The sequence below is a fragment of the Idiomarina sp. UBA3176 genome (assembly GCF_002364295.1).
Classification (GTDB): Bacteria; Pseudomonadota; Gammaproteobacteria; order Enterobacterales; family Alteromonadaceae; genus Idiomarina; species Idiomarina loihiensis.
In genome coordinates this window covers 259,394-284,847 of sequence record NZ_DEXU01000005.1, presented here as the reverse complement: position 1 = coordinate 284,847, position 25,454 = coordinate 259,394, and the positions used below count along the sequence as shown (strand labels likewise).

Genomic DNA, 25,454 nt, shown 5'->3' with positions numbered 1-25,454 from the left:
CAACACCATGCTGACACACAGGGGTTGTAACCTGAGTTGGTCGACGAGTTTTTTCGGGGTTACGCCAGTTTTCTTTATACACCTTTCTGCAAAAGCACTGACTGATAAATAAGCGAGTTCTGCCAGTCGTTCTACAGTCCAGTCCGCGCCCGGCTCGTTAATCACGGCCATAATGACTGTACGCAACTGGCGATCACTCAGAGCAGCTAAAGGGCCGCGAAGAGACTTACCCTCATCAATAACTTGCCGCAGCAAATTCAGAGAAAGAACGTCACTTAGCCGACTAATGACAGTTTGGTATCCGGGAGACTGATTAATTGCCTCAGCTCTGATTAACTCAATAATATGTGATAGCTGCTGATGCTGGTCTGCTTGTTTTAGAATGAGCCAGGGTGGGAGTAGTTGAAATAGAGTATCATTTGCTCCCGGAGCGGAGTTAACGTCATAACAAACAACACCAGATTGTTCGTGGTCGCGCTGACAATACTGGGGAATATCGGATTCGTTTATGTCAGATGGAATTTGAGTCTTACTCAGAAAGTGAGAAACGCCTTTATTAACAAAAATAATGTCTGAGGCACTTAGTTTGATTGGTTCGACCGAAGAACCCGGTAAACCAAACCAGCAGTCTCCATTTGTGACAACATGAAACGCTACTTTTCCCGGCTCTTTGGCCATTAATGTCCAGTGGCCGCAAAGGCCTGATTCAAAGTGCAGTTCGGTACCCCGGGCAACTTGCTCTAGCAGTTCGTTGAGAGCTTCCGTTGTTTGAGTTGGGTTTCCTGTTGTTTTTGTCATTCCGTTATAAGCTTAAGTAGTGAATACTGACTATTATGCGTGATGCGTTTCAAGAGTAAAGGTTTTGAGCCTTTGCCATTGATTTCTGAAGGTTAATACCTTCAGAAGAACGATCTTATTTCTGGCGATAAACGTAACTGACTAGCGCAACAAATAACGCTTTTAGTTTCGTTTAGTAAGTCATTTGGTTTAATAAGGAAATACAAGAATGAAAAAGTGGTGGTGGCTAGGGTTCTTGCCGTTAACGGCGGTGGCACAAGAAAAACCAATGGAAGTTATTGAGGTTATTGGTCGCGACGACGGAAGTGTCGTGCTGCCATCGGAAGAAACAACCGAGGGTTTGTTCGGTTTAGCGGAGAGCCTGCAGGAAATCCCCCGTGCTGCCACGGCTATTAGTGAGTCGTTAATGGAAGAAGCTGCCATTAATGACTTACACGATATTGCGCGCTTTGCGCCTAACAGTTTTGCTGCGGCAGGTTTTGGTAATCCATCGCTGCCGACCATTCGCGGCCAACTGGGCGAGTTATTTGAAGCGGGCATGCGCCGTCAGGCCGGTAACAATGGGCTTGGTATTCCCATGTCGTTTAACGCCATTGAAGGTATCGCTGTTGTTAAAGGCGCGCCGCCGGTCATGCTGGGCACTACTCAACGCGTGGGTGGCTTTGTCAATTTGCAGCCCAAAAACGCTCGTCTGACTGAGTCGGACTCAACCTTGAAAGCCCAATTGGGTGAGTGGGAGCAGTACCGGTTACAGCTAGACCATAATTGGGTGTTAAAAGAGGGGGAGCAAGGCCTGCGAGTAAGCGCCGAATATGTGGATGAAGACAGCTTTTACGACTTTCATCAGCATCGCAGTAATGACCTTTTGCTGGCGTATAAGTTTGCGCCTAACGACGACACGCTGCTGGATATTTCCTTAGAATATTACGATGTTGACTGGACAGACAACGCAGGCATTAACCGGCCAACGCAAAACCTGATAGACCATAATTTGTATATTACCGGTCAGGGTGTTCAGCCAAATGGTTCGAGGGTTCCGGGGGCTGGGGCTGTTGTTAGCCCAACCGGAGAGGTTCGAATTGACCGCAGTACCACGTTAACTGACCCGCTCGACACCAATACCGCTGAAACCACTTTGTTGCACGCAAAGCTTCAGCACTGGCTGAACGATGACATGGTTCTGGTTAACCGCACGTATTATCAGTATTTAACCCGCGAAGGCATTAACCAGAACAGTTTTGTTGAAATTATTGGTGACGCTCACACCTTTGAAAACCGCACCGAGCTGCACATAAATAAGAAAACGGTAGTAGGTGTTAACTTACGAATTAACGATGTACTGGGTTACAGCCAGTTCTCAACCGAGGCGGATAATCCTATTGACTTGACGGGCCCGCTCAGTAACCGCCGCATTCCATTAACTAATGATCAGAAAGCCAGTTTAATCGAGCTGCGCCCGGGTCTCTGGGTATCGCCGGGCAGCCAGTACGATATTGACGGCGATGGTACGGGCGATTTTATTACGTCAGACACCACCGACTCAAAAAGCTACCAGTGGGGTGTTTTCGCTCAACACGAGCTGAATATTACGGACAAATGGCGAGTCACCGGTGGCGTAAGAGCGGACTATTATGACGTAGATGCGAAAGATCCCATTCCACCACAGGGTGTTCAAGCTGCAAGCGATACCTACAGTGACTGGCTAACCGCGGTAAGCTTATCAACTCAGTATAACTGGACACCCGATCTGACATTCTATGCAACCGCCTATGAGAGCGACTCTACGTCGAACGCGATGGCGGGCGGTACGGTATTAAATGCCGACGGTGAAATTGATTCGCAAAACTTTGCCACAGAAAATTCACTTTATGAACTGGGTGTTAAGTACGCTCCTAGTGGTGCCCGCTGGTATGCAGACGCTGTAGTCTTTGACCAAAAGCGAAGCTTGCGCAACCGCGATGGCTCTAACAGTGGAGTTCGTACTGAGGGTTTTGAAACTCAGTGGCACTTCTCTTCAGCTTCAGGAACTCACGAAGCCGGCTATTGGATAACTCTGGCGGCCAGTTATATTGACGCGCACTACGATAACTCTACAGCTTCACAGGGTACAGGTCAGGTAGCTGATGTGTTTGATGATTCACGCCCCGATATTATTGAAGGTACTGGTGTTGGCTCGCCTAAGTTCACCGCGTTTCCCGCTTCCAATCAACAATTACAGGGTATTCCGGAGGTGCAGGCGTCAGCGGTTGCCGGTTGGCGGATAACGTCCGAATGGTCGATAGGTGGCGATTTAAGCTATACCAAGCATTATCCGCTAGATTATCTGCAAACGGTGTTTATACGTGACCAGCACACGCTAAACCTGAACGCACGTTATCGCTTTGACGAGCAGTTAAGTGCCCGTATTGATGTGTTCAATGCTACCGATCAGGACAACTGGTCACCGGTATTTGAAGGCGGTTACTTTGGTGCAACCCTGGCCTTTCCGTCGCAGCCAAGACACGCGCGTTTAAGCGTCGATTACAAATTTTAAGGAAAGCTCATGTCACTGAAAAAGTTGTTGTTGCTGTTGGTTATTGTCGCGTTATTTATCAGCGCTTTTGCATTTGATTTAACGCAGTATCTGTCTCTGGATGTACTAAAAGAAAAGCAACAGCAGCTTAATCAGCTTTTTGTTGATTACCCCTTTCAAGTATTTGCAGTTTATTTTGTTGTTTATGTTGCGGCCACAGCGTTATCGCTACCCGGCGCGACTATTTTAACTCTGGGTTCTGGTGCCATATTTGGTCTGGGTTGGGGTCTTTTACTGGCCAGTTTTGCCAGCTCATTTGGCGCATTCCTCGCTTTTTTAAGTGCCCGTTTTATTCTGCATGACTGGGTTCAGGAAAAATTCGGTGAGCGGCTAACCGCCATTAATCGCGGAATGGAGCGAGATGGTGCGTTTTACTTACTCAGCCTGCGTCTTGTTCCACTGTTCCCGTTCTTTGTCATTAACCTGGTTATGGGTTTGACCAGAATAAAGGCGTGGACTTTTTACTGGGTCAGTCAGGTGGGCATGCTATTGGGCACCGCTGTATACGTTAACGCAGGAACTCAGTTAGCACAGATATCAAGTCTGGGTGATGTGGTTTCAGCGGACCTAATCGGTGCTTTTGTTTTACTGGGTATATTCCCGTTAATTGCCAAAGCGGTACTAGCCCTCCTTAAACGCCGCAAAGCCTTTAAAGGCTATAAAAAGCCTAAGTCCTTTGACAATAATTTAGTGGTTATTGGCGCCGGTTCAGCAGGGTTAGTCAGTGCTTACATAGCGGCCACAGTAAAAGCAAAGGTTACCTTAATTGAAAAGCACAAAATGGGCGGTGACTGCCTGAATACCGGTTGTGTACCTTCAAAAGCTTTACTTCATGTGGCCGAACTTGCTCATAATGCGCGTAACGCCTCAAGTGCGGGGGTTCATGTTGGCGAAGTGTCGGTTGATTTCAAACAGGTTATGCAGCAGGTGAAGTCGGTTATAAAAGAGATAGAACCGCACGACTCGGTTGAACGTTACACCAACTTGGGTGTGAATGTTGAGCAAGGCGATGCGCGCATTGTTTCACCCTGGGAAGTTGAAGTGAGAAGCAATGGCGAGACTAAACGAATCACCACCCGCAGCATAATTATTGCCACCGGCGCGAAGCCGTTCGTACCTAACTTCGAAGGACTGGATCAAGTCGACTATTTAACCTCAGACACGCTCTGGGAATTGGAAGAATTGCCCAAGCGCTTGTTAGTTCTGGGGGGCGGGCCTATTGGTTGTGAGTTATCGCAGGCGTTTCAGCGTTTAGGTTCACAAGTTACTCAGGTGGAAATGGCCGAGCGGCTTATGGGCCCGGAAGACGCCGACACAGTAGAACTGCTAACGCAGCGTTTAACGGCAGAAGGCATTGATATTAAGCTGAACCACAAAGCTTTGCGCTTCGAGCAACACAATGGCGAATCCGTGCTTATTGCTGAGCACACTGTTGATGACCAGAATGCCGACCAGAGTGCCGACCAGAGCAAAGACGTTGAGATACCCTTCGACAAGGTGCTAATTGCGCTGGGGCGGCAACCGAATATAACAGGATTTGGTTTAGAAGAGCTTGGCGTGCAAACCAATAAAACGGTAAGCACCAACGAGCTTTTGCAAACCAACTTCCCTAATATTTACGCCTGTGGCGATGTTGCAGGGCCTTATCAGCTCACCCATGTTGCTTCGCACCAGGCCTGGTATGCCTCGGTGAATGCCTTGTTTGATCCTTTCAAAACTTTCCGGGCTGATTACTCTGTCATTCCCTGGGTTACCTATACTTCGCCGCAAGTGGCGAATGTGGGGTTAACCGAGCAGCAGGCGAAAAAAGCCGATAAACCTTACGAAGTAACCGAGTACGACATCGGTGAACTGGATCGCGCCATTGCCGATGACAGTGCCTATGGCCGGGTGAAAGTGCTGACCAAGCCCGGTAAAGATGAACTATTGGGTGTGAATATTGTTGGCCCGCAGGCCGGTGAGCTGCTGGCTGAATATGTGCTGGCAATGAAACACGGCATTGGTCTGAATAAAATACTGGGCACCATACACAGTTATCCGACTCTGGCCGAGGCGAATAAGTACGTGGCCGGCGAGTGGAAGCGCGCCAATGCGCCGCAGAAGCTGCTAACATGGGTTGAGAAATTTCATCGCTGGCGCCGGGGTTAATATGCGTTTTATTGCTGCCATCAGTTTATTGCTAGTGACACTTTTTTTCGCCGTACCTTTAAAGGCAGAAGTGGTTAACTTTTATGCCTGGGGTGGCTCGCCGGAAGTAAACAGTTACTTACGTTGGGCGCAAAAAGAACTGCAAGAGCAGGGCATTCAGCTGCGCCATAATAAAGTGGCGGACGCCTCCGAGGTGGTTAAGCAGATTATAGACGGCCATTCCAACGCGGATATTATCTGGATAAACGGTGAAAACTTTCATGCACTTAAAGAAGCTGGCGCTTTGCGTTCCATTGCCGGTGAAATTAAGGCAATGAATAATATTAACCCGGAGCTTAACTGGCAAACTGACTTCGGCGAACCGGTGGAAGAGCTGGAAGTGCCCTGGGGCGTTGGGCAATTTAATTTGATTAGCCGCCCCGGGCTTTTCGCCAAAAAAACGGTGAGCGCCGAGAGCCTACTTAACGCCGCCCGGGAAAATAAAGGGCGCATCAGCTACCCCAAACCGCCGGACTTTCATGGCACTACCTTATTAAAATCGTTGTTGTTGTCTCTGTGTCCGCAACAGCGCGACCTATTTCAGCAGCCGGTGAATAGCACCAATGCAAATGAACTAACAGAGCCTTTATGGAGCTATTTAGACAAACTGCACCCATTGTTATGGCAGCAGGGCGAGAATTTTCCTTCCTCAGCTGGTGAGCAAATATCATATCTGGCAAATGGCCAGTTACTGATGGCGGTCAGCTTTAATGCCAATGATTATAAAACCCTGGTAAATCATGGTCGGTTGCCTGCGGGCGTTGAGCGTCATACGTTGTCAGACAAAGCCATAACCAATAACCATTATTTGGCGGTGCCGAACAGTTCCAATAACCCCGAAGCCGCGAAAACGGCTATCGAATTTTTATTGTCTGAAAAAGCACAGCAACGCAAAGCCGATACCAACCGCTGGGGAGATCCTTCCGTTCTTAAAAGTGCGCAAGGCTCATCGCTGCTGGAACCCACCGACGACTTTCATGCCAGTTGGCAGGAGTATCTGGAGCGGGAATGGTCCGCACGTTATCAATAGTTGTCTGGTTATTGCTGATCATCCTGCCGGTTGGCAGTGGTGTGCTTTTTCTGCTGGTTACGTCATTTGACCCTGAAACCGGCGTCAACGTAATAGCCTTAACTGAGCTGCTGGCAGATTACGATTCAATAGTTTCAAGCCTTATACTCGCCGTAGCCGCGCCACTAGTTGCTTGCTATTTAGCGCTGTGGATGGCTCCGGTATTATTAAAAAACGTTCGTCTGCAGCAACTCCTGTCTCCACTTTTGTCCATTCCGCATGTGGCTTTTGCGATCGGCCTTATGTTGTTAATGAGCCCGTCCGGTTGGCTGATACGCTTAGTGGAAAGCGTCAGCGGCATGTTCCCGGCACCACCGGCAGGCTGGCCATTACCCGAAAAGTCGCTACTAACCGCTATGGTGGTTCTAATTTTAAAAGAGCTGCCATTTTTACTACTAATGGTATCAGCCCAATTAAAACAGCTGCCTGTTAATTCGTGGATGATCCAGGCGCAAAGCTATGGTTACAGCGAACGGCAAGCCTGGTGGCGCATTGTTATGCCGGAACTTTTAAGACGGCTGACGCTTCCTATGGCGGCTGTCATTATTTACTCACTGTCGGTGGTTGATATTCCGCTGTTAGTGGGCAGTAACACACCGGGCGTGCTGGCGCAGCGTGTGTATGAATGGAGCTTTCAGTTCTCTGCCGGTAGTCAGGTTAAGGCAATAACCGGTGCCTGGGTTTTACTGGCTATGGCTTTAATACTGCTATTAATAAATGCCCGGCATTATGCTTTCTATCGCCGCTTCGTGCTCGGTAAAAAAGTAACCCAACCCGTAAAACTCAACACAGATAAAGCCAGCCGCTATACCTGGATTCTTCTGGGTGTACTGTCGTTGGGGGTTATTGTTGTTTTAGCCCTGCAGAGCTTAGCGACACATTGGTTTTATCCAGACTTATGGCCGGCAGAACTGACTCTTGAACGCTGGCAAACCGAATGGGACTATTTGACTGAGCCAGCAGTAAACAGTTTTTGGCTGGCGCTGCTTAGTGCGTTATTTGGTACGCTAGCTGCAATTGTTCTACTACAGCAGCAACGACAGAAAGCCGCCGATTCGTTTTACTGGCCTGTACTTTTGGCTTTGTTTATTCCGCAGGTGCCTTTGGTACTCGGTTGGCAACGGCTAGTTGGCGGGCAACTGAGTAGTGGCTGGCAAGCCTGGTGGGTGTTCTGGTCTCATGCCGTTTATACTCTGCCTTACGCCTACTTGGTTTTGCACGGGGCTTATACCCGCTTTAACGAACAATGGTTAACCCGGGCGCAAAGCCTGGGCTATAGCGCCCGAGCCGCCTGGTGGCGAATTATGCTACCCATGATAAAGCAGCCCATAGCAGTGGCTTTTGCGGTTGCCTTTTCGGTTAGTATTGCTCAGTACCTGCCAACTCAATGGCTGGGGCAGGGCTTAACGCCCACTTTAACCACCGAAGCCGTTAGCGTTGCCAGCGGCGGCGACTGGCGTATTGGCAGTCTTTATGCGCTACTACAAATGCTATTGCCATTGGTGGTGTTTATTGCTGTCGGACTCATCAGGACAAAAAGTTATGCTGAACATTCGTAACCTCGAAATAAAAAGGCGCACAAAAAATGGCACCGAGCCTTTATTCAGCCTGAGTGAGCTGACGGTTGAAAAAGGTGAGATTGTTACCCTGATGGGCCCGAGTGGCGTAGGTAAGTCGACCTTGCTGCGCTGGGTGCTTGGTGAGCCCTTGCCTAACTTTCATATTCAGGGCGAGTTAAGCTTAAACGGCGAAGATATCGGCGAGCGCTCAATTGCCGCGCGCCAACTGGGCATGATGTTTCAAAAAGGCGGTTTGTTTCCGCACTTAACGGTTGAAGAGAACTGCTATTTTGCGCAAAAGCCACGTTCATCACTAAATCGCCAGCAGCAAAAAGACAAAGCTCTAGCCATGCTGAACAATCTGGGGTTAACGGATAAATGGACGGTTTACCCCGACAGCTTAAGCGGCGGGCAATACGCTCGCATCGCTTTAATCTGTTCATTACTAGCAGAGCCGCAGGCCATGTTACTGGACGAACCGTTTTCGTCATTAGATGCCAGTTTGCGAGAAGATGTCAGGCAGTGGACCTTTGCACAACTCAAAAACAAACAAATTCCAACCTTATTAGTCACTCACGACAGTACAGATGCTTGCGGTCGTGTGCTTGAAATACAGGGCACTGAGGTAAAAGGAGTCGCCGCCAATGTTTGATCCGAAAATACTGCCGCTAACCCGAAAAATTCTCGACCTCCCTGCGCGCTTACTCGTCCGTGCTGGCGTCAGTGCTGATCAGGTTACCATAACGGGTTTTATTATCGGTTTGCTGGCAGTGCCATTTTTAGCCTTTGAACTCTATGAACTAGCGTTAGCGGCTATTTTACTGAACCGCCTGTGCGACGGTCTGGACGGCGCAGTAGCACGACGCACTCAGTTAACCGACGCCGGCGGTTTTCTTGATATTGTGATGGATTTCATTTTCTACAGCGCGGTGGTATTTGGTTTTTTATTGGCGTCGCCGGAACAGAACGCCATTGCTGCGGGCCTGTTGTTAGTTACTTTTATGGGTACTGGGTCAACCTTTCTGGCCTTTGCCAGCGTTGCCGGAAAGCGCGGTATCGAAAACCCGGAATATCCGAATAAGTCGCTGCATTATATGGGCGGTCTAACCGAAGGCTTTGAAACCATTCTGTTTTTTGTGGCGTTTTGTTTGTGGCCACAGCACTTTCCGGTACTGGCCTATCTATTCGCTGCCGCTTGCTGGCTTACCGCAATAACCCGCATTGTTGCCGGTTACTGCACACTGAAACAGCCACCGGCAAAGCCGGAGGGCTCCAATGTCTGAAACGGCCTGGCGCTTAAGTATTTTTCTTGGCGTATTGCTTATTATGGTGTTGTGGGAATTTGCCTCGCCTAAACGCAAGCCTCGCTACAGTCGTAAACAGCGCTGGCCGGCAAACCTCGCCATAGTTGCCGTTGATACTATATTGCTGAGAGTTATTGCGCCCGTTGGCCTGACTGGAGCGGCGCTTCTGGCATCAGAAAACGGCTGGGGGCTTTTCCATTACTTGAGCAAGGCGGGTACGGAAATACCTTTTTGGTTGGTTATGGTAGTCAGCATTGTCGCACTGGATATCGTTATTTACTGGCAACATAGGCTATTCCACCGAGTTCCTCTGTTATGGCGAATGCACCGGGTGCACCATGCCGACCCGGACTTCGACGTTACCACCGGGTTGCGCTTTCATCCGGCCGAAATTGTGCTGAGTTTTTTCATAAAAGCAGCCGCCATTCTTGCTTTGGGCGCTCCGGCGCTAGCCGTTATTGTATTTGAGATTATTCTTAACGCCTGCTCCTTGTTTAATCATGGCAATGTGGCACTGCCCAAACCTGTGGAAAAGCTCGTGCGCAAAGTGCTCATTACCCAGGAGTTGCACCGCATTCACCACAGTACAGAAAAAGAAGAAACCAACAGTAACTACGGCTTTAGTGTCAGTTGGTGGGATCATCTCTTTCGTAGCTTCACCGCAAAGCCAAAGGCCGGTTCCGACAATGTCGATATTGGTCTGAACGAATACCGCGACGCAAAACTTACCACCAAACTTTGGGGGTTATTGAAGATCCCCATTACCCGGAATTAATAGACATGGCGTCCCCGGCAGGAGTCGAACCTGCGACCTGCCGCTTAGGAGGCGGCGGCTCTATCCGGCTGAGCTACGGGGACGTGCCGCGAATTATGCCAGAAGCTGCCGCGGGTTTCACCCTCAGTTAACCGGTACCACCCAGTCGTTCACCTGAACGTTGTGCAGCATGTTCCCTTTCGTCAACTTAGCGACGGCGGTGGACTGCTGCACCTGGGACACCTCAACTTCAAATTCACTCACCTGCCACTTCTGACGATAACGTCCCTGATCATCGGTAAAATGGCTGGGTTGCACAATTTTTAGCTTATCGCCGGTGTGTACGCCGTGCTTTTCACCTAAGTTGAATTGAACGGTGTTTTCATCAACGGCAATAATTCTGGCGCGCACCGGCTTACAAACCACCTGTTCTTTTACGCCGGAAGCTAAGTCGCGCAGGCCGCTATCCAGTGCTGCACCAAAAGGTTCATTCCAGAATTGTGCGGTGGCAACATCGACGTCGGTGGTGCGATCAAAGGTCCAGGGTTGGGTGTTCTCAACTCGTGCACGGGTTACTAGCTGCCCGGTGGTGGCATCGAGAAGGTAAAGTGTTAATGCATAATGTCGGTCGGGGTCGCTGGACCAAAACCAGCTAGATTTGGTATCCATCATGGCCAGGTCGTCAAACATGCCGAAAATAACGAACTGACTGTCATTAGCTAAGCCAATGCTGCGGGACATGCGGCCTAATTCTTCCAGGTTCAGGCCGCTGAGAGCCTGGTCTAAACCGGCTTGACGGTGCAGGGTGTGGGCAATCTGCAACTGGCTGCCAACGCCGCCTAATTCACGGGCTAAACGTTCGGCCGCTACTTTGCCTATTTCCCAAATTTGTCCCCAGGTACCATGGGCGCGGTCGCGCAGCTCAAACGGCACAACGGTAACGGAGTTTTTGTAGCTGCTGCGGGTACAGTCGCCTTCGCGGTTCCAGATATCCGCGCGAAGCAGAACAATAACGCGGTCGTCGCGTACTTCCTCGCGAACTATGGTTACTTGGTCAACATTGCCCTGGCTATTCCACTGGGTTTCAGTGTTTTGTAAAACGCCGTCTACGACTTGCTGAATACTGGAGATGTTACCGCCAGAGGTTAATAATGCCTGCTGAAGGGCGTTTTCGATGGCTTTCTCGCGTGCGGCATTGGTATCACCATTAATAATGCGGGCAGTGCCCTGAGCTTCCACCCAACGCGCCTCGCTTGGCATAGCAATAAAGAAAACAGAGGTGATAAGTAGCAGGGTTTTCCAGTTCATGGTGTTAATGCATCCCAAGTGTCAGTTTTTAGTCGTTACTTTACTATCGGAATTAACTGCAAAAACCCTGCCATGTTTAACTCAATAAAAGTGGAGCTTAATAATAGACAACGCGTTTCACTTTCTGCTGACGGTTGGTGCTTTGATACAGGCGGTGAACCTTCTCAAAGTCAAGGCGTAACTCCGTTGCATAATAGTCGCCCACGGTATAGGTCTTAACCACTTCTGCGCCACGAATAACTCCGTCTACAGAAGCCTGAAAACTGTCGCGGTTTAAAGCCCAGTCTTCCACCGAGCTACTACCGGCGATGCGCTGGCCATAGACTTGTTCAGCAAGCTCGCGGTAGGCGGCTAACTTAGAGGCGCGCATAGCGTTTAAGTCTTTTAGCTGTGCATTTTCGCCTTGCTGGGTTTCAATAGGGGCGTAGCCAACCGCATTCAACACCGGAAATTTGTCTGGTGTCTGGGTGTCCCATTCAACGTGTTTTTGATCGTACACAATTTTGTTGTAAGCACTACAGCCACTTAATAACAGCGCAGATGCAAGTAGAGCGAAAGAGAGTAAATGCTTAGCCATAACGACCTCTGATTGAACAAAGTACTTATGGTTATAACGGCTGGACTGGCAAAATCTTTAACGGATTTTACCTTTGCTATTGTAGGTAAGGGTATCTTTTCGTGCGGACTGTAAAATAGATTGTTTTAACTGCTCAATACTGTTTAGCGTTGACTGCACCACGCGTTCATTCACCTGACTTTGATGCTGAACGTCAGAGAGGGTGGCCTTAATGGCAGCAACCGCTTCAGCTAAGTCCGGGTCGTCTTTTAACTGTTCGTTATCCGGGTGTTGGGCCAACTGCTGGTCAAGTTCGCTAATATGGATAAGCGTTTTTTCTTTAGCGTCGGCAATAGCGTTAACATCGGCGTGTTGGCGCTCGACAATGGCATTAAGCTCACGTTGTTGTAGCAACGCAAGGTTTTCCAGCGAGTCTGCCATATCCTGTAATATATCGTTAACAGGCGCCAACACGGTCATTATTCGTTGCTGCCGTTACTGAACAGGTCAGACTCAAACTGAGCCAGTTTATTGGCCAGTTGTTCAACGTTAATTTTGTATGAGCCGCTTTCAATGTCGGCTTTTATTTTATCAACTTTGGCTTGGTCAATGCCGCTGCTGTTCATTGCTTTTTCCTGTAAGCCACTCAGTTGTTGCGCTTCGCTGGTTAACGAAACGGCCTCACCACCTTTTTGCGAAACCGCAGCAGGCTTAGCCGGAGCATCGCTCTGTACTTGACGGTTGCTGGATTTGCTATCAATGTTGGCATTTTTCAGCCCGGCATTGTTAATGTTAATTGACATGGTTTTTAGCCTCGCTAGATAATATGTCTCGGTTACTTATCGACCACACTTAAAAATACTTTAATAAAAATTTTAGTACGTAGCCTGACGCTCACGTCAGGTTCTGATTAAGCATTTTATAAATTAACAGTCACTTCGTTTAGTCCTGTGACAACCGCTTGTATTGATTTGTTCGATCGTGCGTTCTCAACAACAACCGATTCACCTTTGAGACCATCAGCCAGGGCTCTTCCGGCGGCAGTAATTCGCAACGTTTTATCTTGTGCAACTATTGTAACGCTTTGCCCCTCACATACAAGACATGTATCGCTGGCACTTATTGCCTGACCTGCAGCAATGCGCTTTTTAATGCGGGCTCCAACTAAAGCCGTCATGTCAGTAAACACATTTGAGCGAACCCGGTTAAGGTCAACTTCGGAAAACACTAAATCACTCTCGCTTATCATTTGACCCGGAGCCATAGGTGAGGCTGCGGTAACAACATTTTTGTAGCGATAAATTCGAACAGGCACATAGGTGCGCCAGTTAGTTTTGCCTACACATTCAATTTCAATGGTAGTGTAGCTGTCGAGGTTGGCGTTAGTTGCCAGGCCTACTTTTGGTGGCTGCGAACAAATTTTGGGAGCCATGCGCGGGTCGAGGTTATTGGCAACGACTTCCACACGACCATTATCCGGCGCTGAAACCCGTTGTTCCACATAATTGTGAGCCAGTTCCTGTAACGCTTTGTAATTAAAGCGCAGACTTTCATCTGAACCGCTCGTTTTTGCGTTAACGGAATTAATGCCACAAGTTATAAAAAAAATCGAACTGATCAGCAGCGATTTACGTACTATCATAAAAATTCCTGATGTTATCCGTTAAGGTTATCTGGTCGAGTGCCGAAAAAAACGGTATAACGTCAAAAGATCGGCAGTTCGATGGTTTCAGTATGGTTAATGTAGATACAAGCAAATACCGTGCCGAAGTAGAAGTAGCCTGCCACATAACAGGAGTGAACAATGGCTAGCATTCTCGATTCAGTGAATCAACGCACACAAATGGTCGGTCAAAACCGACTGGAACTATTAATGTTTCATCTAAACGGTAGGCAGCGCTTCGGCATCAACGTATTTAAAGTACGCGAAGTATTGCCATGCCCTAAACTTACCGCAATGCCTAATCGTAACCCTCTGGTTCGTGGCGTTGCGCATATCCGTGGTCAGGCTATATCCATTATTGACTTGAGTATGGCGACCGGTGGTCGGGCGCTAACCGATATTCAGAATCGTTTCGTCATTATTGCTGAGTACAACCGAACCATTCAGGGCTTTTTGGTTGAAGGGGTTGATCGCATCATTAACATCAACTGGGAAGATGTGATGCCGCCGCCCAAAGGTACCGGAAGAGATGCGTATCTTACCGCGGTGACCAAAGTGGAAGATGAATTAATTGAAATTATTGATGTGGAACGCATTTTAGCTGATATTATGCCGGCTAATATGGATGTCAGCGAAGAAGTCGCGAATGCACCTATCAATGTTGCAAAAGAAGATTTAACCATTTTGATTACGGATGACTCTTCGGTTGCCCGTAACCAGATAAAACGTGCATTGCAGTCTTTGGGTATTACGCTCGAAGTTAAAAAGAACGGTAAAGAAGCTTTAGATTACTTAAAAGATAAAGCTAAGGAAGTGGGGGGCTTAGTTCATCCTCATGTGCCCGTTCTGGTTTCCGATGTAGAAATGCCAGTTATGGACGGTTACACGCTTACCGCTGAATTGAAGGCTGATCCAAATTTACGCGATATTCATGTTATTTTACATACATCATTGAGTGGTGTGTTTAATCAGGCTATGGTGAAGAAAGTCGGTGCCGATGATTTTATTGCAAAATTTCATCCGGATGAGCTGGCGACCGCCGTACAAAAATGGCTGAACACAGAAGTTATTGCGTAGCCTGATGCTATTGCATCAGGTGCGATATTCGACCTGCCGTGAACGTCAGGCTACGGTCTCGTAGCAAACTTAGGTGCCGGGTAAGAATATTGAACCTGACGTTAAACGTCAGGCTACGAAACGAATGAAACTGAAACGGAAGTTGTTTATATAACGTGATAGATCGCGAATTAAGTTTATCGGAATATCAGGAATTTCGTCAGTTCCTTGAGCATCAATGCGGTATCGTATTGGGCGAAAGTAAACTGTATCTGGTGAAGAGTCGGCTGAGCCCTTTAATGGGCCGGTTTAATGTCGATTCGCTGGCGGAGCTTGTCAAACGCTCAATGAAGCTAAGTGAGCGGGCGTTACGGGCAGCGGTTATTGATGCCATGACAACCAACGAAACCTTGTGGTTTCGTGACACTTACCCGTTTGAAATTCTGAATGACCGTATTCTTCCGGAATATAAAAATCACACCGGGCCTTTAAAAATTTGGTCTGCAGCCTGTTCCTCGGGGCAGGAACCTTATTCCATTGCCATGACCTACTTAGAGTATAAGGCGAAGAATCCGGGTGGGTTAAGAGCCGGTATAAAAGTTACGGCGACCGATATTTCTAATAAGGTGCTTGAGCAGTGTGCAATTGGTGAGTACGATAGCCTGGCTCTTGCGCGTGGTTTGTCGGCTGAGCGTAGAAAGAAGTTTTTTACTGACGCCGAAACTAAAGCCGGCTCCATGAGAGTAAAAGACGAGCTGAAGCAGTTTATTCATTTCCGTCACTTAAACTTGCTGGACAGCTATTCTTTGTTGGGCAAATTCGATGTTATTTTTTGCCGCAATGTTCTTATTTACTTTGCCCCTGAAGTAAAGCGGAAAATTATTGCCCAATTCCGGCAATCGCTGAACCCCGGCGGTTATCTTTTCCTTGGTGCATCCGAATCAATTTCAGGACTTACTGAGGATTTTGAGATGATCCGCTGCCAGCCAGGCATAATTTACCGGAGAAAATAGTTTCCTGCAGGAAATGTCCGTCTGAAAAAGTAATAACCCTCCTTAAATTGGCACACTTCCTGCATTGTCTTCACCATCGAACACTGTGGAGACAAAAATATGGCACTTTCCATGGACAAGCTTATGGGAATACAGCAATACACGCTGGGTGTACGCACTCAGCGCGCGGAGCTTATTGCCAATAACATCGCCAACGCTGATACCCCCGGCTACAAAGCTAAAGGCCTGGACTTCCAGCAGGCGTTGCAACAAGCGCAACGCGGTATGGAAAATTACAAGCTGGCACGTACTCACGAAAAGCATTTCAGCGTTGAAATACAACCTCAGGGAACTGAAAAGTTCCGCGTACCCACGCAGCCGGATACCGGCGACGGCAACACCGTTGATGTGCAGTTGGAACAAAACTTGTATGCACAAAATGCGTTGGAGTATGAAATGACCATGAACTTTCTTGATGGCCGCATCAGCGGTGTGAAGAAGGCCCTGGGCGGACAAGGGAGATAATAAGTCATGAGTCTTTTTAACATTTTTAATGTGACCGGTTCGGCTATGAGTGCTCAGTCAGTGCGGCTGAATACAACGGCAAGTAACCTGGCAAACGCTAACTCAATCAGTAGCAGTATTGATGAAACCTATAGGGCCAGAAACCCGGTTTTTGCAACAGCTTTAGCCGATGCTAACGGCAATTACCGCGGCAACAGCCTGACGAATCAGACCCAGGCCGGTCAGGAAGCTGGTGTCAAAGTACTGGGTATTGTAGAAAGTCAGGACCCGCTGCAAATTGAGTATGCTCCAAATCATCCTATGGCTGATGAAAGCGGTTATATCTACCGTCCAAACGTCAACACCATGGAAGAAATGGCAAATATGATTTCGGCTTCGCGTTCCTACCAGACCAACGTACAGGTAGCGGACACTGCCAAAACAATGACACAACGTTTATTGCGTCTGGGTCAAGGGTAAGCAGGAGATAACAAATGGAAGGCGTAAGCACTAATTCCTACATCGACAACATGAAGTGGAAAAAAGAAGACGATGCCAGATATGCTGATCCGGATGAGCGGAGCAAGCTTGAGCAGGAAGACTTCTTCAAGCTGTTAACTGAACAGTTGAATATGCAGGACCCGTCTAAGCCGGTCGAAAATGATCAGATGATTGCTCAAATGACCAGTTTCACTATGGCCGAGGGAATAACTGGCCTCTCTGAGCGTTTTGACCAATTTGCCAGTGATATGACGTCAAATCAGGCGTTGCAGGCCTCGACTATGGTTGGTCGTAAAGTGTTGGTACCAACCAGCAAGGCTAACTTGGAAAGCGGAGCAGGAATTAGCGGCATGATAGCCACTCCGCAAACGGCTCAAAATGTGAAGATAAGTATTAAAGACTCAACCGGCGCTACCGTCAAGACCATTGAAATTGGCGATATGGCTCAGGGAACTAAAGAGTTTGAGTGGGATGGAAAACTGGAAAATGGTGATGAAGCTCCAGCCGGTAACTACTCTTTCTCAGTGAATGCTCAAGTGGCAGGGCAGAGTGAAGAATTGCCCATACAAATGCACGCTCGCGTGCAAAGTGTCAGCACCGGCGGTGACCGCGGTGTCGTTTTGAATTTAAAAGGTTTAGGTGGCATCAAGCTTTCTGATGTAACTGAAATTAGCTAACAGGTGAGGTGACTTATGTCATTTAATATTGCACTCAGCGGTATCAACGCATCACAAAAAGACTTAGATGTAACCGCGAATAACATATCAAACGTAAAAACAACGGGTTTTAAGCAGTCGCGTGCTGAATTCGCTGATGTTTACGCAACCAGTATTTTTAATGCGGGTAACACTAAGGTTGGTGATGGTGTTTTGACCTCATCAGTTGCGCAGCAATTTAGCCAGGGGACCCTGGATTTTACAGAAAACTCGTTGGACATGGCGATTAGTGGTAACGGTTTTTTTGCGACCACTGACGGATTAGGTTCTCGCGACATGACTTACACTCGTTCAGGCGCTTTTAAGCTTAACGAAGATAAATTTATTGTCGATAATCAGGGCAATTACCTGCAGGGTTATCAGGTTGATCGTAATAGTGGCACAAACTCTTCTACCGCATTGGCTACGACTCAGCCTATCCGTATTCCGGACGTTGCTGGCGCGCCGCAAAGCACAGACAACGTGTTTACCGCGTTTAACGTGGATGCGCGTCGTTCACCAATTGACGGAACAGCTAACCCATTTGATCCCGAAACACCAAGTACTTACCACAGTTCTACGTCCGCTACGATTTACGATTCACTAGGTGAATCTCATACGTTGTCAACTTATTACGTGAAGCGCGGCAACAACCAGTGGGATGTTTATGCGACTTTTGACGGCGACGAAATTGATTTAGCTCCAACCGGCACGGCGACATCGACGCCACCTGCAAGGGACTCTGTTAATGGCTACTCAGGTTTAGAAATCAACTTCTTAGGCAGTGGTGAGCCGGACGTGCCTGCAGGACAGATAACATTTGACCCGGGCACTATCGACTTATCTGGTAATAACGCCGATGGTGACCCCTACCTGAATAATGGTGCGTCCGCACAAACGGTTCAGTTCAACTTTCAGGATTTGAGCGGTACTACAAGTCCGACACAGTTTGCATCTGACTTTGAAGTAACCAACCTGGATCAGGACGGTAGTACTGTTGGTCGTTTGACAAATGTGGACATTGATAAGGCAGGCTTAATTGCCGCAACCTACTCTAATGGTGATGTCCAGTATTTAGGACAGGTTGCGATTGTCCGTTTTGCTAATGAGCAAGGCTTAACCCAGATAGGTAGTACAAAGTGGCGGGAAAGCATTGATTCTGGCGAGCCTTTAGCTGGTGAAGCCAACACCGGGACTTTCGGTGGTATTGAAGCATCAGCACTTGAAAACTCTAACGTTAATCTGACCAAAGAACTGGTTGATTTGATTACCGCCCAGCGTAACTTCCAGGCCAACTCGCGTTCGTTAGAGGTTAACAACACCATTAATCAGACGATTCTTCAGATTCGATAATAACTTCTCGGTTATTAGCTTAAAAAAGACGCCTTCGGGCGTCTTTTTTGTTTTTGGCACGAAATCTGCATTATCTACATTATAGAACCCAGATGACAAAATTTTGGCTGGAGGTCAGCTATGGACAAGATGCTATGGGTAGCAATGAGCGGCGCGAAGGAAAATATGAACGCTGTCGCTGTTCGTGCCAACAACTTAGCTAACGCCAATACCACGGCGTTTAAAGGCGACTTGCAACAGGCGCGGGCCATGCAGGCCTTTGGTGAAGGTTTGCCAACTCGGGTATTTTCTATGACGGAAAGCCCCGGGCAAAATTTTGCCAGTGGAGCAATACAAACAACCGGCCGGAACATGGATGTTGCCATTAAAGATCAGGGCTGGATTGCAGTCGACGATGGCAGCGGTAATGAACGTTATACCCGCAATGGTAGCCTTGAAGTCGGCACTGATGGCTTGTTGAAAAACTCAACAGGGCAGACAGTGCTCGGCAATAACGGCCCCATATTTGTTCCTATGCCGATAGATAATCTGGTTATTGGAGCGAACGGGAATGTCTCTATACGTCCGATGGGAGCTCCGGCGAACGCGATGGAAGTGATTGACCGCATTAAATTAGTAAACCCGCCGAACGGTAATATGGAAAAAGGCAACGATGGCCTGTTTAAGTTAAAAGACGACCAACAAGCTTTCGCCGATGCCAACGTAAAACTGCAAATTGGCGCTCTGGAAGGCAGTAATGTAAATAGTGTCGAAGAAATGACGCACATGATTGCCTTGCAGCGCCAGTATGAAATGAACGTCAAATTAATGAAAACGGCCGACGAGAATGCTCAGCGTTCTGAGTCGCTGATGAGAATGAGCTAAGTTTAGCCCAGGAGAAAGACCATGAACCCAGCATTATGGATAAGTAAAACCGGATTGGACGCGCAGCAGCGCGATATTTCAGTTATTTCCAACAACCTGGCGAACTCCAGCACTATTGGCTTTAAAAAGAGTCGGGCAGTGTTTGAAGACTTGCTGTATCAGAACATCAACCAGCCGGGCGGTCAGTCTGCACAAGACACCGAATTACCTAATGGTTTAATGCTGGGCGCAGGTACCAAAGTTGTTGCAACGCAAAAGTCTCATACCCAGGGCAACGTGCAGACCACCGACAATTCGCTTGATGTGATGATTGACGGAAAAGGTTTCTTTCAGGTGCTAATGCCGGATGGCAATATTTCCTATACCCGTAATGGTCAATTTTCTTTAAATGAAGAAGGGGAAATTGTGACTTCGGGTAATGGTTATACCATTGAGCCTGCTATTCAGATACCGGAAGACGCTATGTCGGTCAGTATTTCACAAGAAGGTGAGGTTACTGTTACGCAGCCTGGTAACCCGGATAACGTAGTGGTTGGTCAGATTAACCTGGTTAACTTTATTAACCCGGCGGGCTTACAACCTATGGGACAGAACCTTTATAAAGAAACCGCAGTAAGTGGTGCTCCTTTAGAGGCGGTTCCGGGTGTTGACGGAATGGGTAACACCATTCAGGGCGCGCTGGAAACTTCGAATGTGAATGTGACTGAAGAGTTGGTGAACTTAATTGAGAGCCAGCGCGGCTACGAGATGAATTCTAAAGTGATTTCGTCTGTGGATCAGATGCTGAGTTACATTAACCAGCAGCTTTAATTGTTGTCGTCATTAAATAATAGCGGGTGACTTTATGCGTTCTTTACTTTTCTCTTTAACCGCATTGGTTTTAGCCGGTTGTGTGCAAACGCCGCATAAACCCATGCCGGATGACCCATATTACGCACCCGTATTGCCGGAAGAGCGTGCTCAGCCTGTGGTGCCAACGGGTTCTCTGTTTCAGGATGCTTACGCGGATAATTTGTATTCCGATATTAAAGCTCGCCGGTTAGGTGACATTATTACGGTCACTTTGCGGGAACAAACGACAGCCAGCAAAACGGCTACAACGGAAACATCAAAAGAGAGTACAGCTGAATTAGCTGCACCCACGGCGTTTGGACGTAATATTACCGTCGGCGGTAATCCGCTGTCTGCCGGTATTAATGGCACTCGAGAATTCAGTGGTGACGGCAGCTCAGACCAAAGTAATCAGTTGAATGGTGAAATTACCGTAACAGTTATAAAAGTGCTGCCAAACGGTAACTTAATTGTTCGTGGTGAAAAGTGGATGCGCATTAATACGGGTGACGAGTACATTCGTTTAACCGGCATGATCCGTCCCCAGGATATAACAGCAGCAAACCAAATCCCGTCAACCCGTGTCGCCAATGCGCGCATTGAATACTCGGGTACCGGTAGTCTGGCTCAGGTTCAGGAGCAGGGGTGGTTAACTCGCTTCTTTAACAGCCCGATATGGCCATTCTAAGGAGTAAGGTATGAGAACGCTTAAAATTTTTGCGCTGGCGGTAAGTTTATTGTCAATGCTTGCGGCACCGGTACAGGCTTCGCGTATAAAAGACATTGCTTCGGTTCAGGGAGTTCGTTCTAACCAACTAATTGGTTATGGTTTAGTAGTCGGTCTGCCTGGTACCGGAGAACAAACGCCTTTCACCGATCAGACTTTCCGTACCATGCTGGGCAACTTCGGTATTAATATTCCGGCAAATGAACGTCCAAAAATTGATAATGTCGCGGCAGTTGCCGTGCATGCGGAGTTACCGGCCTTTGCTAAACCCGGACAAAAAATTGATGTGACGGTGTCTTCTGTCGGCAGCGCCGATGGTCTGACCGGCGGCACTTTGATGCAGACTTTTTTAAAAGGCGCCAATGGGGAAGTTTATGCGGTAGCGCAGGGCAGTCTTATTGTAGGTGGCCTGGGGGCTGAAGGTAACGACGGCTCTCGTATAGTTATTAATACGCCGACTGTCGGTCGTATTCCTAATGGTGGCGTTGTTGAGCGTGAAGTGCGCTCTGGCTTTGGCTCTTCCGATTATCTTACCTTTAATTTGCATCAGTCCGATTTCACGACCGCGAAGCGCATGGCTGAAACCATTAACAATTTAGTTGGCGATGGTACAGCCCAGGCCGTTGATGCGACTTCGGTCCGGGTGCGAGCTCCCCGGGATTTAAGCCAACGCGTAAGCTATATGTCGACGCTTGAAAATCTGGAAGTTCAGCAGGCATCTGCGTCAGCGAAAATTATTGTGAACGCGCGTACCGGCACCATTGTCGTGGGTCAGAACGTCGAGCTGAGACCGGCAGCCGTTGCCCACGGGAACATGCAGGTTACCATTGCTGAGAATGTGAACGTCGATCAGCCGAACCCATTTGCTGACGGTGAGACAGCTATAACGCCGCAGTCGATTATCGACGTGAATCAGGAAGATGCACGCATGTTTGTATTCCAACCGGGTACAACATTGAATGATTTAGTGCGAGCGGTGAATCAAATTGGTGCGGCTCCCGGCGACATGATTGCGGTGCTGGAAGCATTGAAACAGGCCGGTGCATTATCCGGTGAACTCATCGTTATTTAACGGCAACGATAATTATGACGGTTTCAGACTCTCATCTAAAACAAGCGCAACACGCTATGGATACGCACAGCCTGGACGGGCTGCGTCAGCGTGCGTTTAAACCAGGTGATAAAGAAGCGTTGATGGAAGCCGCGCAGCAGTTTGAAGCTATATTCCTGAACATGGTCATGGGCAGTATGCGTAAGGCCAATGCGGTGTTTGAGAAAGACAATTTATTGGACAGTCGCTACACCAATATGTACCGCGATATGTATGACCAGCAATTGACCTCTGAGCTGTCTAGCCAGGGCAGCTTAGGTTTAGCGGAATTGATGGTAAAACAGTTGGGTGGCGACGACAGTTATGTTTCGGAGTCTATGAATCGTAGTGGTGCCAACCTTGATGATCCTCGCATGAAAAACCGTGCCGACATGAGCACTCAACTGAGTGATCAGGGCGGTATTGATGCCGGTTTGTACTATGGTAATCAGCGCGTTAATACCGCGAAACTAAGTGACGGGAACGCAACTTTTGATTCGCCGCAGAGCTTTATTGCGGCATTAAAACCTCATGCCGAGAAAGTGGCTAAAGAGGCTGGCCTGGATCCTGACGTTTTAATGGCGCAGGCCGCGTTGGAAACCGGGTGGGGGAAACGCCTAGTGCCCGGAAGACACGGTGGCTCTAGCAATAATTTATTCAATATAAAAGCCGATACGCGTTGGGATGGCGATAAGTCTCATGTGAGTACGCTGGAGTTTGACGGAGAAGTAGCTCGTAAAGAGCGCGCAGCGTTTCGTTCATATGCCAATGTGGAACAGAGCTTGCAGGACTACGTTGACTTTATGAAAGAGCATCCGCGTTACCAGCAGGCATTAAAAGTGGCTGATGACCCGGAGCAGTATACGCAAGCACTGCAGGACGCTGGTTACGCAACCGATCCTCAGTATGCACGGAAGATTCAGTCGGTATTAAACAACCCGGCTTTTGTCGATAAAGAAATTTAGTGGTGCCACAGGCGGCAAAAAATTGCCGCTCAAACTAAATAATATTTGCTGGGTGCCGATAACGGTCACAGAGTAACTGGAGAGTCATTAATGAGTTTTGACTTATTGAATATCGGTAAGAACGGCATATTAGCGCATCAGCAAAGCCTGCAAACCACCGGTAAGAACATTAATAATACGAACACGGACAGTTATGTTCGCGAGCGCACCGAATACTTCGAGTCTTCATACGGTGGGCTGGAGCGTGTGCGTGTGCAGCGTATGATTGACCAGTTTGCTAACCGCCAGTTGCGTACCGATATTTCAAAGGTCAGCTATTATGAAGCGAACCTCCAGCAGGCTGAGCAATTAGATACCTTACTTGGTGACAGCACCACGAATGTTGCTTCCTCTGTAGAGAGCTTCTTTAATACCTTACAGGACGCAAATAATGATCCCGGCTCAGTTACTGCCCGGCAGTTAGTTCTTGCTGAAGCTGACGCTATGGTAACTAAGTTTAATGACTTTTCCAGTTATCTGAGTGACCAAAAAAGCATTATTAACGACAGGCTGAAGCTGTCGACTGACCGCATTAATTCAATATCAGGAAATTTAGCTGAACTGAACTCAAAAATTCAGTCATCGGCCGGTAAAAATAGTAACAACGGTGATATTAACGCCTTATTGAATAAGCGTGACGAACAACTGCGGGAGCTTGCCGAGCTAGTGGAATTTAGTACCGTAGAACAAAAAAACGGTGCTATTGCGGTTAACCTGAAAAATGGTCAGCCATTGGTTTTAGAAGATGGTCGCTTTAATGCGGTTGCGGTGAAAAGTAACCCGGATACTGAACGTTTAGAAATGGTGCTTCAAAAAGAACATGGCGGCGGTAAGAAAAGTGAGTTTTACGTGCCAACCGATGAAGTCGGTGGCTCTGTCGGTGGTTATCTGGAATATCGCGATGAAGTGTTAATGCCCACCCAAAAACGTTTGGGGCAGTTGGCAATTCGTATTGCCGACTCAATGAATACTCAAAACCAGAAAGGCATGGACCTGGATAATCAGTTAGGCAGTAAAATTTTTGATCTAGCTAAAACGGAGTCACAAGCGCTGCCTTATTCTGATAATGGCGGTACTGGCGAAATTAGCGTCAGCGTGTTGGAAGGAAACAGTAAATCTTTTCCGTCAGAAAATTTACGTATTACCAAAACAGGTAACCCGGACGAATATGAGATAGTTCCGGTGAACAGCGACGGCACAGTAGTCAGCGGCGCGAATACAGTTACTGTCACTCAGGCATCACCCGGCTCAGTCGATATTGTTGAGCTGGGAATTTCTTTAGACCTTTCCGGGGCGGCGAACGCTGGAGACCAGTTTCTGGCAAAGCCAGCTGAAGGTGCGGCGTCTGAAATCAGTTTAGCGATAAGAAGACCAGAAGACATTGCTTTGGCCAACCCTATTCGGGTAAAAGATGGGCTGGATAATCAAGGCGCAGCGGCTATCGAAATTAATTCGATTAATACACCGGATGATTACTACGATACTACTAATAACACCTTGCTTGGCAGTGCGCCTGCTCGCATAGAAGTCACTGGCCAGACAGGTAACGCTTATGACCTGGATGTATTCGATAAAGACGGTAACTTTATAAATTCCATTACTGGAACCACAGATCTTAATGGTATTTTAGGCCAGGCTGGTTTAACCGACCCGGACTACGAAGTTGATATTAACGGTGAACCGGCGGTAGGCGATGAGTACATCATTGAGTACAACACCAACGGCTTCGATGACAACAGTAACGGACAGTCCATGGCCGACTTGCAGCGGCAGCAATTGGTCCGCCGTTCTGGTGGTGAGGAAGCAGAGCCCACTATGACTTTCAATGAAAGTTATGGACGATTGGTGTCGGATGTGGGGAGCCGGGTGAGTCAGAACCGCGTACTGCGGGACTCAGCCGAAGCGATTAGATCACAAACTGAAGCACTTTACGAATCGCAATCGGGTGTGAATTTGGAAGAAGAAGCGGCTAATCTTATTCAGTATCAGCAAGCTTATACTGCGTCTGCCCGAATTATTACAACGTCGCAGACTATTTTTGATACGCTGCTGACGTCCTTGAGGTAA

Annotated in this window: 25 protein-coding genes and 1 tRNA gene; 19 read left to right on the top strand and 7 right to left on the bottom strand. The window is 48.0% G+C overall.

Annotated features, from left to right (window positions below; all coding sequences use genetic code 11):
- The coding region (locus tag B2U97_RS02960) for an AraC family transcriptional regulator (RefSeq protein WP_286823497.1) at positions 1-798 on the bottom strand (798 nt) is incomplete at its 3' end.
- A gap of 208 nt (positions 799-1,006) precedes the next feature.
- Here B2U97_RS02960 and B2U97_RS02955 point away from each other — a divergent pair.
- The 7 genes from B2U97_RS02955 to B2U97_RS02925 are packed head-to-tail and all read left to right on the top strand — an operon-like array spanning position 1,007 to position 10,264.
- Positions 1,007-3,331, top strand: a complete 2,325-nt coding sequence (locus B2U97_RS02955) for a TonB-dependent receptor (RefSeq protein WP_286823496.1) — start codon at positions 1,007-1,009, stop codon at positions 3,329-3,331.
- A gap of 9 nt (positions 3,332-3,340) precedes the next feature.
- Complete coding sequence (locus B2U97_RS02950) at positions 3,341-5,518, top strand: FAD-dependent oxidoreductase (protein WP_286823495.1); 2,178 nt, start codon at positions 3,341-3,343, stop codon at positions 5,516-5,518.
- A 1-nt stretch (position 5,519) separates the two neighbouring features.
- The gene (locus tag B2U97_RS02945) at positions 5,520-6,587 is read left to right on the top strand and encodes an ABC transporter substrate-binding protein (RefSeq protein ID WP_286823494.1); all 1,068 of its coding nucleotides are present in this window, start codon (positions 5,520-5,522) and stop codon (positions 6,585-6,587) included.
- On the top strand, positions 6,566-8,185 hold the full coding sequence (locus tag B2U97_RS02940; protein ID WP_286823493.1) for an ABC transporter permease subunit: 1,620 nt from the start codon (positions 6,566-6,568) through the stop codon (positions 8,183-8,185). Before B2U97_RS02945 ends, B2U97_RS02940 begins: the two co-directional genes overlap by 22 nt.
- Positions 8,169-8,837 carry an ATP-binding cassette domain-containing protein gene (locus tag B2U97_RS02935; protein ID WP_286823492.1) on the top strand — a complete coding sequence of 223 codons (669 nt, stop codon included), beginning with the start codon at positions 8,169-8,171 and terminating at the stop codon, positions 8,835-8,837. The genes B2U97_RS02940 and B2U97_RS02935 overlap by 17 nt, the downstream gene beginning before the upstream one ends.
- Positions 8,830-9,468: a CDP-alcohol phosphatidyltransferase family protein gene (locus B2U97_RS02930; RefSeq protein WP_286823491.1), complete on the top strand. Its 639-nt coding sequence runs from the start codon at positions 8,830-8,832 to the stop codon at positions 9,466-9,468. Before B2U97_RS02935 ends, B2U97_RS02930 begins: the two co-directional genes overlap by 8 nt.
- Entirely contained in the window at positions 9,461-10,264 is an 804-nt protein-coding gene (locus B2U97_RS02925) for a sterol desaturase family protein (protein ID WP_286823490.1), read from the top strand. Before B2U97_RS02930 ends, B2U97_RS02925 begins: the two co-directional genes overlap by 8 nt.
- Before the next feature lie 6 nt (positions 10,265-10,270).
- On the opposite strand, the gene B2U97_RS02920 is transcribed toward B2U97_RS02925, so the two are convergent.
- From B2U97_RS02920 to flgA, 6 genes are all read right to left on the bottom strand, one after another.
- A tRNA-Arg gene (locus tag B2U97_RS02920) sits at positions 10,271-10,347 on the bottom strand.
- Positions 10,348-10,387: 40 nt separating this feature from the next.
- The gene (locus B2U97_RS02915) at positions 10,388-11,551 is read right to left on the bottom strand and encodes a flagellar assembly protein FlgT (protein WP_286823489.1); all 1,164 of its coding nucleotides are present in this window, start codon (positions 11,549-11,551) and stop codon (positions 10,388-10,390) included.
- A 97-nt stretch (positions 11,552-11,648) separates the two neighbouring features.
- The gene (locus tag B2U97_RS02910) at positions 11,649-12,128 is read right to left on the bottom strand and encodes an LPP20 family lipoprotein (RefSeq protein ID WP_273024788.1); all 480 of its coding nucleotides are present in this window, start codon (positions 12,126-12,128) and stop codon (positions 11,649-11,651) included.
- Between the two features lie 57 nt (positions 12,129-12,185).
- Positions 12,186-12,587, bottom strand: coding sequence for a flagellar export chaperone FlgN (gene flgN / locus B2U97_RS02905; RefSeq protein ID WP_153848898.1), 402 nt, complete (start codon positions 12,585-12,587; stop codon positions 12,186-12,188).
- Complete coding sequence (flgM, locus tag B2U97_RS02900; RefSeq protein WP_011234402.1) at positions 12,587-12,910, bottom strand: flagellar biosynthesis anti-sigma factor FlgM; 324 nt, start codon at positions 12,908-12,910, stop codon at positions 12,587-12,589. The genes flgN and flgM overlap by 1 nt, the downstream gene beginning before the upstream one ends.
- 116 nt (positions 12,911-13,026) lie before the next feature.
- On the bottom strand, positions 13,027-13,749 hold the full coding sequence (gene flgA / locus B2U97_RS02895; protein WP_011234401.1) for a flagellar basal body P-ring formation chaperone FlgA: 723 nt from the start codon (positions 13,747-13,749) through the stop codon (positions 13,027-13,029).
- A 162-nt stretch (positions 13,750-13,911) separates the two neighbouring features.
- Here flgA and B2U97_RS02890 point away from each other — a divergent pair, with 162 nt between their 5' ends.
- The 12 genes from B2U97_RS02890 (at position 13,912) to flgK (ending at position 25,454) form a co-directional block, all read left to right on the top strand.
- Positions 13,912-14,847, top strand: a complete 936-nt coding sequence (locus B2U97_RS02890) for a chemotaxis protein CheV (RefSeq protein ID WP_034819609.1) — start codon at positions 13,912-13,914, stop codon at positions 14,845-14,847.
- 155 nt (positions 14,848-15,002) lie between these two features.
- A complete protein-coding gene (locus tag B2U97_RS02885) occupies positions 15,003-15,839 on the top strand; it encodes a CheR family methyltransferase (RefSeq protein ID WP_286823488.1) in 837 nt (278 codons plus the stop codon).
- 99 nt (positions 15,840-15,938) lie between these two features.
- On the top strand, positions 15,939-16,343 hold the full coding sequence (flgB, locus tag B2U97_RS02880) for a flagellar basal body rod protein FlgB (protein ID WP_153848901.1): 405 nt from the start codon (positions 15,939-15,941) through the stop codon (positions 16,341-16,343).
- Between the two features lie 6 nt (positions 16,344-16,349).
- Positions 16,350-16,802 carry a flagellar basal body rod protein FlgC gene (flgC, locus tag B2U97_RS02875; RefSeq protein WP_153848902.1) on the top strand — a complete coding sequence of 151 codons (453 nt, stop codon included), beginning with the start codon at positions 16,350-16,352 and terminating at the stop codon, positions 16,800-16,802.
- A 14-nt stretch (positions 16,803-16,816) separates the two neighbouring features.
- Positions 16,817-17,500: a flagellar hook assembly protein FlgD gene (gene flgD / locus B2U97_RS02870; RefSeq protein ID WP_273024796.1), complete on the top strand. Its 684-nt coding sequence runs from the start codon at positions 16,817-16,819 to the stop codon at positions 17,498-17,500.
- 15 nt (positions 17,501-17,515) lie between these two features.
- Positions 17,516-18,871, top strand: coding sequence for a flagellar hook protein FlgE (flgE, locus tag B2U97_RS02865; RefSeq protein WP_286823487.1), 1,356 nt, complete (start codon positions 17,516-17,518; stop codon positions 18,869-18,871).
- 120 nt (positions 18,872-18,991) lie between these two features.
- Complete coding sequence (locus tag B2U97_RS02860; RefSeq protein WP_011234394.1) at positions 18,992-19,735, top strand: flagellar basal body rod protein FlgF; 744 nt, start codon at positions 18,992-18,994, stop codon at positions 19,733-19,735.
- A 21-nt stretch (positions 19,736-19,756) separates the two neighbouring features.
- Positions 19,757-20,545, top strand: a complete 789-nt coding sequence (gene flgG / locus B2U97_RS02855) for a flagellar basal-body rod protein FlgG (protein ID WP_011234393.1) — start codon at positions 19,757-19,759, stop codon at positions 20,543-20,545.
- Positions 20,546-20,579: 34 nt separating this feature from the next.
- Positions 20,580-21,254: a flagellar basal body L-ring protein FlgH gene (gene flgH / locus B2U97_RS02850; RefSeq protein ID WP_011234392.1), complete on the top strand. Its 675-nt coding sequence runs from the start codon at positions 20,580-20,582 to the stop codon at positions 21,252-21,254.
- Between the two features lie 10 nt (positions 21,255-21,264).
- On the top strand, positions 21,265-22,365 hold the full coding sequence (locus B2U97_RS02845; protein ID WP_011234391.1) for a flagellar basal body P-ring protein FlgI: 1,101 nt from the start codon (positions 21,265-21,267) through the stop codon (positions 22,363-22,365).
- A 14-nt stretch (positions 22,366-22,379) separates the two neighbouring features.
- Entirely contained in the window at positions 22,380-23,348 is a 969-nt protein-coding gene (flgJ, locus tag B2U97_RS02840) for a flagellar assembly peptidoglycan hydrolase FlgJ (protein WP_286823486.1), read from the top strand.
- Positions 23,349-23,438: 90 nt separating this feature from the next.
- Entirely contained in the window at positions 23,439-25,454 is a 2,016-nt protein-coding gene (gene flgK, locus B2U97_RS02835; protein ID WP_286823485.1) for a flagellar hook-associated protein FlgK, read from the top strand.